This window comes from Thermoflexus hugenholtzii JAD2 (genome assembly GCF_900187885.1).
In the GTDB taxonomy this organism is placed as follows: domain Bacteria; phylum Chloroflexota; class Anaerolineae; order Thermoflexales; family Thermoflexaceae; genus Thermoflexus; species Thermoflexus hugenholtzii.
In genome coordinates, this window is the sequence record NZ_FYEK01000003.1 from 241,755 (window position 1) to 253,753 (window position 11,999).

The window sequence follows — 11,999 nt, forward strand, 5'->3', positions numbered from 1 at the left end:
TTCGTTTCGATCCAAAACCGGGAAGGAGGACGCGATGGCGCGTCGTCGCAAGCCCAAGCTGGCAGTCTGGAAGTTCGCCTCCTGCGATGGCTGCCAGCTGACCCTCCTGGACTGCGAGGATGAGCTGCTCACCCTGGCGGATGAGCTGGAGATCGCATACTTCCTGGAAGCCTCCCGGGCGGTCGTGCGCGGGCCCTATGACCTCTCCCTGGTCGAGGGGAGCATCTCCACCCCGGAGCAGGTGGAACAGATCCGGGAGATCCGGCGCCAGAGCCGCTTCCTGGTGACCATCGGGGCCTGCGCCACCGCGGGTGGGATCCAGGCCCTGCGCAATTTCGCCGATGTGCGGGATTTTCTGGAGCAGGTCTACGCCCGACCGGAATACATCCGCACCCTGGAGAAATCCCTGCCCGCCTCCGCCTATGTGCCGGTGGATTTCGAGCTGCGGGGCTGCCCGATCGGGAAAGGCCCCCTGCTGGAGCTGATCAGCGCCTTCCTGAACGGGCGACGGCCCCAGATCCCGAACTACAGCGTGTGTGTCGAATGCAAGCGCCACGGGACGGTTTGCGTGATGGTCGCCCAGGGAACCCCCTGCCTGGGCCCGATCACCCAGGCCGGCTGCGGGGCCTTGTGCCCGGCGTATCGCCGCGGCTGCTACGGATGCTTCGGCCCGATGGAGACCCCCAACCCCCACAGCCTGGGGAACTGGTTGCTCGCGCGCGGGATGGCCGCGCCGGACCTGGTGCGGCTGCTCCGCACCTTCAACGCCTATGCCCCCGCCTTCAAGGAGGCAGGAGAGCGCTATGCCGGGATCGCGGAAGCTGACCGTTCGGGTTGAGGCCCTGGCGCGGGTGGAAGGGGAAGGCGCCCTGCACCTGCGGGTTCACAACGGACAGGTGCGTGAGCTCCGCCTGGAGATCTATGAGCCCCCGCGGTTCTTCGAGGCCTTCCTGCGAGGCCGCCGCTTGGAGGAGGCGCCGGACATCACGGCGCGGATCTGCGGGATCTGCCCGGTGGCCTACCAGATGAGCGCGTGCAACGCCCTGGAAAGCCTCCTCGGTCTATCCGTGCGAGGCCCCCTTCGGGACCTGCGGCTGTTGCTTTACTACGGGGAATGGATCGAAAGCCATGCCCTCCACATGTTTCTGCTGCACCTGCCGGACTTCCTGGGTTATGAGAGCGCCCTCCACATGGCCCGGGATCACCCGGAGTGGGTGCAGAAGGGGCTTCAGATCAAGAAGGCGGGGAATGCCCTGCTGGCCCGCATCGGCGGCCGCGAGGTTCACCCCATCAACGTCCGCGTCGGGGGCTTCTATTCCGTCCCCTCGCGCCGCGCCCTCCTGGAACACCAGGAGGATCTTGCCCGCGCTCGCGATCTCATGATTGAAGCCCTCCGCTGGATGGCCGGCCTGGAGTTTCCGGAGTTCGAGGAGGATTACGAGTTCGTGGCCCTTTCTCATCCCGAGGAATACGCCATCCTGGAGGGTCAGGTTCGTTTCAGCCATGGGCGGCTGGCCCCGGTCTCCGCCTTTGAGGAGATCATCGAGGAGATCCACATGCCCTACAGCAACGCCCTGCACGCGGTGATCCGGGGGCGCGGCAGCTATATGGTCGGCCCCCTGGCCCGGTTCAACCTGAACTTCTCCCAGCTCTCCCCCCTGGCCCAAGAGGTGGCGGCATCCATCGGCCTGATGCCGCCGGTGCGCAACCCCTTCCGCAGCCTCCTCGTCCGCGGCATCGAGGTGATTCACGCCTGCGAGGAGGCCATGCGCCTCATCGACCGCTATGAGCCGCCGGATCGCCCCTTCGAGCCCTTCGAGGTCCAGGCGGGGACCGGCTTTGGGGCCAGCGAGGCCCCGCGCGGGCTCCTGTATCACCGCTATCGGATCAACGCGGAAGGCCTCATCGAGGAAGCGCGGATCATCCCGCCCACCTCCCAGAACCAGCGCCGCATCGAGGACGATCTGCGCAAACTGGTGCCGCAGCTGCTCTCCCTGCCCCGGGATGCCCTCACGTGGCGCTGCGAGCAGGCCATCCGGAACTACGATCCCTGCATCTCCTGCGCCACGCACTTCTTGCGGTTGGAGCTTGTGGAGGAATGAGCACGGGTCCCCGCTGGGCGCTCATCGGCCTCGGAAATCCGATGCGAAGGGATGATGGAGCAGGCCCGTGGGTGGCCGCGCAGCTTCGAGGAAGGGGCTGGCCGGATCTCCGGATCATCCGGATGGAGCTCCCGGATCCGATGATGCTGGCCGAGGCATGGGAGGAGGCGGAGATCGCCTGGATCGTGGACGCGGTGGAGGCCGATGCGCCGCCCGGAACACTCCTTCGGATCCGAGGCGATCGTCTCCGGACGGATCTCCGTCCGCGCGGGCTCTCCACCCACGGGTTGGATCTGCTGGAAGCGATCGCCCTGGCCCGGACGCTGGGGCCATCCCCCCGACGGGTGATCCTCTATGGGATCATCGGGGCGGACTTCGGGTTCGGAGAGGGGCTGTCCCCCGCCGTGGAGGCCGGCGCCCGCCGCCTCCTCCGCCGGCTGGAGCGCCTGATCACCCGGCTGAATAAAATATCCAGCGAGTCCCACTCCGGATGAGATCATCTCCCACAAATGGTGCCTTGCAGCGCCGAGGGCCGCTTTCAGGGGATTGCGGATTGGGTTACTTTGTCCATCATTTTCTCCACCCGGATTTACCCGCTGCCCCGCGCGCCGGCGACGCATCCGGCGCATCGGCCCGTCCTCCCTCTGAGAGGACCCGAACGTTTGGGCGATCTAAACAGTCCGCGAATCCCCTTATCCCCGCAAAACCCGGGGGGATTCGCGGAAATTGATGAAAACCAACCGAAAGGGACACCCATATATCCGGTCCCGAGTCCCCCGATCCGCCAGATATGGGGGTTCCCCAGAGGGGCATCGGGGCGGGTTTCCGCGAATCGCCCGGAAAGCCGATTTCCGGGGGGGATTCGCGGCCTCGACGATGGCTTGGGAAACATCCTTGACAAACCGACGAGAAAGTGGTAAAAATAGAGCCAGAAGCCGGAAGGGGATAAGCGGACCGGAGGATCCGGCTCATAAAGGGGAACCCTCAACGGAAAGAGGCTTCGGGGCCCTTGCAGTGCCGAGACCCGTTTTCAGGGGATTGCGACGCGGGATCCCCGGGGGCGCCGAAGCGATGCCGGCCCGCAAACTTGCAGTGCCGAGACCCGTTTTCAGGGGATTGCGACGCTGACTTTGGCCACAGGTCGATTTGTCTCCATTCGGATATTCTTGCAGTGCCGAGACCCGTTTTCAGGGGATTGCGACTTGGTGGTGGGGCTGATGTCCAGCTCCCGCAGCGAACTTCTTGCAGTGCCGAGACCCGTTTTCAGGGGATTGCGACGGGGTCCGGTTGCGGATCATGGATTCCTCCCCTCCTTCAGGATCTCCTTGCAGTGCCGAGACCCGTTTTCAGGGGATTGCGACCCATTTTATGGAGGAGTTCGATCGCGCGCTCTCCGGCAATCTTGCAGTGCCGAGACCCGTTTTCAGGGGATTGCGACCTACGCCTGTTCGAATCTGCGCTTTATGAATTGAGCCGAGTGGTCTTGCAGTGCCGAGACCCGTTTTCAGGGGATTGCGACGGCGCTCCTTCCGAACCGCTTCGGCGGCGAGATAATCTCCCTTGCAGTGCCGAGACCCGTTTTCAGGGGATTGCGACACAGTCATTTGATTTGCCCGATTCCTCTTTGAGCAGAGACCTCTTGCAGTGCCGAGACCCGTTTTCAGGGGATTGCGACGCGGCCCAGCGAATGATATCGGCTGGGATGTTTCCTTCTTGCAGTGCCGAGACCCGTTTTCAGGGGATTGCAACGTCGGGGCGATCTGTCGGGTCGCCCTCACCCGTTTTCAGAGGATTGCGAAGTGGACCTCTTCTCCCGGGCGTTGAATCTCATTGGGGGTCATCCTTGCAGTGCCGAGACCCGTTTTCAGGGGATCGCAACTCCCTCCTTTCACCCCGATCGGCTGGAACGCATCGCTCGGATGGAAGCGGGGCACTTCTGGTTTGTCGGGCGCCGGGCTATCCTCCAGCACTGGCTGAGACGGATCGCCCTCCCGGCGGAGGGGCTGGTTCTGGATGCAGGCTGTGGAACCGGGTGGACGGTCCGCTGGCTGGCCGATCAGGGTTTCCGCGTGATGGGCGTGGATGTGCTGTCGGATGGCCTAAGAGATTTAAAGGCCCGGGCGCCTTCCCTGGCTCTGGTCCAGGGCGACGCCAGGCGGCTTCCTCTTCGCGCGGGCGGCGTATTCGCAGTCCTGCTGCTGGACGTTCTGGAGCACCTGGAGGATCACGAGGCGCTGCAGGAGGCGCAGCGCGTGCTGAAGCCCGGGGGATGGGTGCTCCTCTCCGTCCCCGCCTTCCCGTGGCTCTGGAGCGCCCGGGATCGGGAGGCCGGGCATCGCCGGCGTTACACCCCAATGATGCTTCGAAGCCGCTTGAAGGAAGCAGGATTTCGCATTATAGACATGCGGTTTTACATGTTCCTGCTCTTCCCCCTGATCCTGGCAAGCCGATGGGCCGGGCGCCACCACCCGGGATTCCAGGGCTTCGAGGAGCGTCCTTCCCGATGGTTGAACCGCCTGCTGCTCCAGGTGGTGCGCCTGGAAGTCGCCATGGGGCGCTGGATACGATGGCCCTGGGGTTCAACCCTGCTCGCGCTGGCGCGCAAGGATCCCCTTTGCCAGAGTCGGAACCCCGGGTTGGATGGGGCATCGCCTCAGGCGGGCGAAGATGCAGGCGCCCCTGAACCTCCCTCATCAAAGGCCGGCGCACCATGAATGAAATCACAAGTCCCCTGAGGAGTTTCGATCTTTTCCTGTTCTCCACCGACCCGGATCTGATCCGCCCAGCGATAGCAGGCGGAGCGGCCGGCGTGGTGGTGGATTGGGAGCATATCGGCAAGGCGGAACGCCAGGCGGGCTTCGACACCCAGATCAACCACGACACCCCGGAGGACCTGCGACGGGTTCGCGCCTGCACGACTGCCCGCGTCCTGTGCCGGATCAACGCCTTCGGCCCTTGGACCCAAAAGGAGATCGAGGCCGCCGTGCAGGCCGGCGCTGACGAGATCCTGCTCCCCATGGTCCGCTCCGTAGAGGAGGTAGAGCGGGCCCTGGAATGGATCAGGGGACGATGTGGGCTCGGGATCCTGATCGAAACGCGAAAGGCGGTGGCTATTTGCGAGCGCCTGGCCTGTCTTCCCCTCACCCGGGCTTACCTGGGGCTGCACGATCTGGCTATCGAGCGAAGAACCCCCAACCCGTTCCGGGCGATCTCGGATGGGCTTGTGGAGCGGGTCCGGTCCGCCTTCTCCATCCCCTTCGGCTTCGCGGGGCTCACCCTTCCGGATCGCGGCTTTCCCATCCCCTGTCGTCTGCTGATCGCGGAGATGGCCCGACTGGGCTGTTCGTTCTCGTTCCTACGGCGTTCCTTCTTGCGCGATATCGTGGGCCGGGATCCCCGGATGGAGATCCCACGGATCCTGGAGGCGCTGCGGGAGGCTTTCCGGCAACCGCCTCCGACACGGGAGGCTATGCATCAGGAGCTCCTGCGCGTCATCGAGGAAGCGGACGCTTTGTTTTCAAACCGCAATCGGATGGTGCGTTTATGGCCGATCTCCAGGGCGCGCCTATCCTGATCACCGGCGGGGCTGGCTTCATCGGCGCCCACCTGACGCGCCGCCTGCTGGAGGCCGGGGCGCGGGTCCACCTCATCGTCCGACCGAGCACCGATCTCAGGCGCCTGGCCGGGATGATGGATCAGGTTTCGATCCACCGCGGGGACCTCTTGGATGCGGGAGAGGTGCGGGAGGTGGTAGCGAACGTGCGCCCCCGCTGGATTTTCCATCTCGCCTTCCGACGCGGGCATCCGCACACGCCAGAGGAACGCCTGGGGTTCCTGCGGTCCAGTCTCATGGGCACCGCGCACCTGCTGGAGGCGGCGCGGGATAGCGGAATCACCCGTTTGATCCACATCGGAAGCTCCCTGGAATACGGCCCGTATCCGCGGGCGATCCGTGAGCGGGACCCTTTGCGCCCGACAACCGACCGGGGAGTTGCGAAGGCCGCGGCCAGCCTGCTGGTGGCTTTTTACGCCCGGGCCTTTGGACTGCCCGCGGTTATCCTTCGCCCATTTTCCGTCTATGGGCCCGGCCAGCCTCCGGAGCAGCTCATCCCCACGCTGCTCCGCGCCGCCCTCACCGGGGAGGAGGTCCGCCTGACCGTGCCCGGTTATCGGCATGATTTCGTCTTCGTCGAGGACGTGGTGGAGGCATGCCTGCGCGCCGTCGCGCGATCGGTCCGGCCGGGGGAAGCCTTCAACATCGGCACCGGCATCCAGTGGACCAATGAGGAGGTGGCCGCATGGGTGGAATCCATCACCGGCCGACCCCTTCGCCTGCGGATCGGCGCCCATCCTCCTAGCCCGCCGGACACCTCCTGTTGGGTTGCGGATATCCGGAAGGCCCAACGCCGACTGCAATGGTCACCCCGGTGGGATCTGCCCGCCGGCTTGCGAAGGACCCTGGAATGGATGCAACGCCATGGAGATCCGGCCTGAGATCAGCGTGGTCATTCCGATCTTCCGGAACCGGGAAACCCTCTATCCCCTGTATGCACGCCTGCAATCCGTCCTGGACGGGGCGGGCTGGTCCTGGGAACTGATCGCCGTCCACGACGCCTGCCCCGAGGGCTCCCTAAAGGTGCTGCGGGAGCTCGCCGCGAACGACGAACGGGTTCGGATCCTGGATCTCCCTCGAAACGTCGGCCAGCATCGCGCCATCTGGATTGGCTTGCATGAAGTGCGAGGTCGGTATGTGGTGGTAATGGACGCGGACCTTCAAGATCCACCCGAGGCGATCCCGCTCCTTCGTCGGACGCTGGAGGACAGCGGGGGCCGCTGTTCGGTTGTCTTCGCTGGACGGCGCGGGCGCTATGAAGGGATCACCCGGTTGCTCACCTCCTGGCTGTTCAAGAGGGTGCTTTATCTGGTGTGCGGGGTGCCCGTGGACGCGGGGGCCTTCTGCCTCATGGAGCGCCGGGTGGTAGAGACCTTGAGGCGCTGGGATCCGCCGGAACCGCACCTGCCCACGCTCATCGCCTGTGCCGGATTCCCCGCCTGTGTCATCCCGGTTCTCCGCTCCCCACGCCCCAGTGGGCGCTCCGCATATACGGCCCGGATGCGCTGGCGCCTGGGCTGGCGGATCCTGCGCTCCGCGTGGGCGCTGAAACGGAACCCCGCGCGATTCCTTCGCCATGCCTCCCCGCCTCCGTTCGGACCCGGAGAGGGAATCCCTGGGGGCTGCAACCATCCCGACGGGCCATGAGGATGATCAATCCGATCGAAGCGCACAACCGGCTCCAGCAGGAATATTTCGGACGTCGCATCAAACCGACGATGCGGCCGGAGCGGACTCCTTACGTACTCCGACAAGTAGAGGAGGTCATCCGCTTCGGCGATCTCCGGCCGGGGGAAGTGATCCTGGACGTGGGGTGCGGGATGGGACGCCACGCATTCCTCCTGGCCGAGCGGGGCTTCCGAGTAGAGGGTCTGGAGCTTTCCCCGTTCCTGATCGAGCGAATGCGAGAATTCGACGGCGGACGCTATAACATTCCAGTTTACTGTGCGGACATCCACTGTTGTCCGCCCGAGCTACATGGACGTTACGATGCTCTGGTCGGCTTTTTCGTCCTGCATCATCTTGCTGACTTACCGCAAGCCTTCCGCTCCATGGCCCGGCTCCTAAGGCCAGGAGGCCGCGTGGTCTTCCTTGAGCCCAATCCCCTCAACCCGCTCTATTACATCCAGATCCTCATCACCCCCGGGATGTCTTGGTCTGCGGAACGGGGGATTTTAAACATGCGCCCTCACCAGATCTCCCGGGCGATGGAGCAGGCGGGCCTGCGGTTGACCGCAACGGCGCGCTACGGCTTTTTCCCTCCCTTCTTGTCCAACCATCCATGGGGAGGCCTTCTGGAGCGGATCCTGGAGAAAGCGCTGCTGTGGCGTCCCTTCCTGCCCTTCCAGCTGTTCCGAGGGGAACCGCGATGAGAAAGGTGCTTCTGACAGCCTTGCTCTTCCTCGTCAGCCTATACCTGAGCCTCGCCGCCGGCATCAACAGGGGGGATGAGGCATGGTTTCTACAGGTCATGCGGCGGGTTCATCAGGGAGACGTGCTGTATCGAGACGTTTTCTACGGAGCCGGTCCCCTGGCGGTGTTCCTCACCATGCCCTTGATCTATCTGATCGGAGTGGAGATCCTGGCAGTGAAGATCGTCGTGGCTGCCAGCTACACCGTTTCCATGCTGCTCGGGATGCACATCCTGGAGCGGATAGGCGCAGACCCAAAGTCCCGCCTGATTTTCCTCGGAGTGAACTTGTTGTTCGCACCTCCTGCCCCTCACGCCCCTTATCAATCCCTGGCCAACACTTTCCTGATGGCTGCTTCCGATTCGACCATGGCGGCTTTGAACACTGTGGACCCCAGGGCCAGACTGCTTTTTCTCGCCGGAGCGGGGAGCGCTGCGGGGCTTAGCTTCGCCGCCAAGCAGAACATAGGCGTTTACGTGCTTCTGGCTATCCTCGGAGCCCTCCTCATCAAGCGACCGGGGGCACATCGCGACCTTTGCCGGTGGGCGATCGAGATCCGCACGGCCATCCTCGCCTTTTCGCTGGCTGTCGCCCTAACGTTCCTGCCGATCTGGCTCGGCGGAGGCGGATCGAAGTTCTTGGACTACGGGCTGATCAACAAGCAGGCCTACTTGCGGCTTGCCGGGATCCCTTACACCGACGGACTCCAGGGAGCTCTGCGTAGCCTTCAGGCCCTTTCCCCTCGGGCGACCATAGAGCAGGGGCTCCGGACCCTACGCTTTATGGCGTTCCTGCTGCCCTTCATTGCAGGAGTTTTCTGGATCGCCGGTCTTTCCCGGATTCCAGCAACCAAGCGACCTCATTGGGCCGCCATCGGCCTGTTTGCGGGAGCAGCCTTTCTGGGCGTCTTCCCACGGGCTGATTACGCCCACCTGATCTATGCGATCCCCACCTTATGGATTGTGATCCTGGGCGCGTGGAGCGCTATCAAAATCCGATCGTGGAAGATCACGATCGAACGCGGGGCGGGAGCGTTCATCGCCTTGGCTCTGCTGCTTGCCCTGAGCGCCCCCTCGATACGAGTCCTCCAAGGGCGTCTTACCATCTCCACGCTTCCGCACTTTTATGGTCCTCTTATAGATCCCGCTCTCCAGACCCGAATTCAGGAGGAGGCCGAACAACTGCAAGCACGAGCTCCGGATAATTCCTTGTTCCTCCTTTTCCCTACCGCTGGATTCTATTACCTGGTAGCCGGCTTGCACAACCCGACCCCCTTCGATTTCCCCACCGCTACCTCCTTTGGGCGGAACGGCCAGAAGGAAGTCATTCAGGCGATCCGTGAAGGAAGGATTCATCGGATATGCTACTGGCGCTGGGACTGGAACCTGCGCCCTGTGGAGATCGAGACCTTTGTCGAGCAGGAAATGGAATACGTGGAGGACCTCGGCATCTGCAAACTCTACCGCGCCGGCCCATGAGCGGCCGCCCATCGCTTGCGCCCGCATCCCGAACAGGCTTATAGTTCCCACCGGAGCATCCATCCCGCTCGTTTACCTACCCTGGTCGGAGGAGGTCTCCGATGGAAGCGCGCCCGCGCCTGCTGGATCGAATCCACTGGCTGGGCCATGACGCCTTCCGCATCGACGGGCCGCCGGTGATCTACCTGGACCCCTGGCAGATCCCCGCCGGGGCACCCAAGGCCGATCTCATCCTGATCAGCCACGAGCACTTCGATCATTGCTCCCCGGAGGACATCAACCGGCTCCGCCAGCCGGACACCGTGATCATCGGCAGCCCGGCGGCGGCCGCCAAGATCAAAGGCGCCCGGGCCATGCGCCCCGGCGAGCGTCTCTCCGTGAAGGGCGTGGAGATCGAAGCGGTGCCGGCCTACAACATCAATAAGCGCTTCCACCCCCGGGAGGCCGGCGGGCTGGGCTTCGTCCTCACCATCGAAGGGGAGCGCCTCTACTTCGCCGGGGACACGGACTTCATCCCCGAGATGAAGGAGATCCGCTGCGATATCGCCTTGCTCCCCGTCAGCGGGACTTACGTGATGACGGCGGAGGAGGCCGCCCAGGCCGCCGCGGCCATCCAGCCGAAGGTCGCCATCCCGATGCACTACGGGGCCGGGGTGGCGGGCACCGAGGCCGACGCCGAGCGCTTCCGCTCCCTCTACAAGGGCGCCGTGGTCATCCTGAAGCCGGAGCGCTGAACCGAAGGGGAGCCGTGATGGACCGGGAGGAGCAGGCCCGGCGTTACGCCCGGCTGCGCCGTCGCCTGTGGGCGGCGGAGGTCGCCCTGTTCGCCGCCTACGCCATGGCCTGGCTGGGAAGCGGCCTGGCCCTTGGCCTCGGCGAGGCCCTGGCCCGCCGCCTCCCATTCCCGCTGGACGCGATGGGGATGGCCTTCCTGTTCGGAGGGGGATGGGCCTTGCTCTCCTTCCCCCTCGATTTCTACGGCGGATTCCTCCTCCCCCACCGTTTCGGCCTCTCCACCCAGACGCGCGCCGCGTGGCTCCTCGATTACCTCAAGGCCGGAGGGATCAGCGCCGCCATCGGCCTGCCTCTGATCGGCGGGCTCTACCTCGCCTTCCGACGCTGGCCCCACACCTGGTGGCTTCCCGTGGGAGCCGCCTGGATCGGCTTCACCGTTGTGCTGGCCCAGCTCGCCCCTGTGCTCCTCGCCCCCCTGTTCTACCGGTTCCAGCCCCTTCAGGATCCGGAGCTTCTCGGGCGGCTGGCCCGTCTGGCCCAGCGAGCCGGCATCCGGGTGCGGGGCGCCTACGTGATCGACATGAGCCGGCGGACCCGGGCGGCCAACGCCGGGCTGATGGGGCTGGGGCCCACCCGACGGATCGTGATCGGGGACACGCTGCTTTCGCACTACACGCCGGACGAGATCGAGGCGATCCTGGCTCATGAACTGGCCCATCACCTGCATCGGGATATCCCCATGGGCCTGGCCCTGGAGAGCCTGATCGGCCTGGCCGGGTTCTTCATCGGAGCGCAAGGGCTGCCCCTGGGGGTCCGGGCTCTGGGCCTCCCCGGCCTGGATCACCCATCCAGCCTGCCCGCGCTGGCCATCGGCGCCCTTCTGTTCCGGTTGATCTGGATGATCCCGGTGAACGCGTGGTCGCGCTGGCGGGAATGGGAAGCGGATCGAGAGGCCATCCGCCTGTGCGGACGACCGATGGCGCTGGCAACGGCCTTGCGGAAGCTGGGCGAGCAGAACCTGGCGGAGCTGGATCCAGAGCCCTGGGTGGAATGGATCTTCTACACCCACCCAGCGCTGGGGAAACGGATCCGCGCAGCGGAAGCCCTCGCGGCATCCCACCATCCGGTTCAGGGTGTGTTAAACTAATGAAGGAAGCACATGAGAGAGGAAATCTCCATGCAAGCGCTCTCTCGAGAAGAACAGGAAACGCTGCGCGCCATCCTCCGCAGGGTGTTTGAAGAAGCCGCTGTGGACACCCTCCTCCAGGCCCTGGATCACCTGGCGGCCCGCGGGGACCAGGGGATCGCGGCTTTGCGCCAGTGGCTGGAGGGAAGTCTAGCCGGGCTCCAGTCGGATGTCAGCCGGCTGGCCAAGGGCCATGGATCCGTGGAGGAAGCCCTCGCCCGCCTCCTCGAGGCCCATGCTCGCCTTGAGGAAAGCCATCGCCGCCTGGAAGAGGCCCTCGCTCGCCTGGCCGAAGCCCAGGCCCGCACCGAAGAACGCGTGGCCCGCTTGGAGGAGGGCCAGCGCCGCCTGGAGGAAGCCCTCGCCCGCCTGGCCGAAGCCCAGGCCCGCACCGAAGAACGCGTGGCCCGCCTAGAAGAGGCCCTCGCTCGCCTGGCCGAAGCCCAGGCCCGCACCGAAGAACGCGTGGCCCGC

At 65.0% G+C, this 11,999-nt stretch carries 11 protein-coding genes, 1 pseudogene and 1 CRISPR repeat array; all 12 genes and pseudogenes read left to right on the plus strand.

The annotated features are described in order from the left end of the window. Positions 1-34 precede the first annotated feature (34 nt). On the plus strand, positions 35-838 hold the full coding sequence (locus CFB18_RS01590) for an NADH-quinone oxidoreductase subunit B family protein (RefSeq protein WP_088570199.1): 804 nt from the start codon (positions 35-37) through the stop codon (positions 836-838). Next, positions 804-2,102 (plus strand): Ni/Fe hydrogenase subunit alpha, encoded by a 1,299-nt coding sequence (locus CFB18_RS01595; protein ID WP_088570052.1) that lies wholly within the window; start codon positions 804-806, stop codon positions 2,100-2,102. The genes CFB18_RS01590 and CFB18_RS01595 overlap by 35 nt, the downstream gene beginning before the upstream one ends. Beyond that, on the plus strand, positions 2,099-2,596 hold the full coding sequence (locus CFB18_RS01600) for a hydrogenase maturation protease (protein WP_088570053.1): 498 nt from the start codon (positions 2,099-2,101) through the stop codon (positions 2,594-2,596). Before CFB18_RS01595 ends, CFB18_RS01600 begins: the two co-directional genes overlap by 4 nt. A gap of 514 nt (positions 2,597-3,110) precedes the next feature. Further along, a CRISPR array of direct repeats spans positions 3,111-3,851; the repeat unit is 37 nt; unit sequence CTTGCAGTGCCGAGACCCGTTTTCAGGGGATTGCGAC. A 170-nt stretch (positions 3,852-4,021) separates the two neighbouring features. After that, positions 4,022-4,816: a class I SAM-dependent methyltransferase gene (locus CFB18_RS01605; protein ID WP_143597476.1), complete on the plus strand. Its 795-nt coding sequence runs from the start codon at positions 4,022-4,024 to the stop codon at positions 4,814-4,816. After that, entirely contained in the window at positions 4,813-5,676 is an 864-nt protein-coding gene (locus tag CFB18_RS01610) for an aldolase/citrate lyase family protein (RefSeq protein ID WP_200808025.1), read from the plus strand. The genes CFB18_RS01605 and CFB18_RS01610 overlap by 4 nt, the downstream gene beginning before the upstream one ends. Then, positions 5,646-6,596, plus strand: coding sequence for an NAD-dependent epimerase/dehydratase family protein (locus tag CFB18_RS01615; protein WP_088570055.1), 951 nt, complete (start codon positions 5,646-5,648; stop codon positions 6,594-6,596). The genes CFB18_RS01610 and CFB18_RS01615 overlap by 31 nt, the downstream gene beginning before the upstream one ends. Continuing rightward, complete coding sequence (locus CFB18_RS01620; RefSeq protein WP_088570056.1) at positions 6,580-7,362, plus strand: glycosyltransferase family 2 protein; 783 nt, start codon at positions 6,580-6,582, stop codon at positions 7,360-7,362. Before CFB18_RS01615 ends, CFB18_RS01620 begins: the two co-directional genes overlap by 17 nt. A gap of 2 nt (positions 7,363-7,364) precedes the next feature. Next, positions 7,365-8,087, plus strand: coding sequence for a class I SAM-dependent methyltransferase (locus tag CFB18_RS01625; RefSeq protein WP_159461519.1), 723 nt, complete (start codon positions 7,365-7,367; stop codon positions 8,085-8,087). Between the two features lie 215 nt (positions 8,088-8,302). Then, the gene (locus CFB18_RS01630; protein WP_159461520.1) at positions 8,303-9,604 is read left to right on the plus strand and encodes a hypothetical protein; all 1,302 of its coding nucleotides are present in this window, start codon (positions 8,303-8,305) and stop codon (positions 9,602-9,604) included. Positions 9,605-9,705: 101 nt separating this feature from the next. After that, positions 9,706-10,338, plus strand: a complete 633-nt coding sequence (locus tag CFB18_RS01635; protein WP_088570059.1) for an MBL fold metallo-hydrolase — start codon at positions 9,706-9,708, stop codon at positions 10,336-10,338. Between the two features lie 17 nt (positions 10,339-10,355). Beyond that, positions 10,356-11,486: a M48 family metallopeptidase gene (locus CFB18_RS01640; protein WP_088570060.1), complete on the plus strand. Its 1,131-nt coding sequence runs from the start codon at positions 10,356-10,358 to the stop codon at positions 11,484-11,486. Positions 11,487-11,516: 30 nt separating this feature from the next. Then, a pseudogene (locus tag CFB18_RS15175) lies at positions 11,517-11,999 on the plus strand (hypothetical protein); the annotation flags it as partial.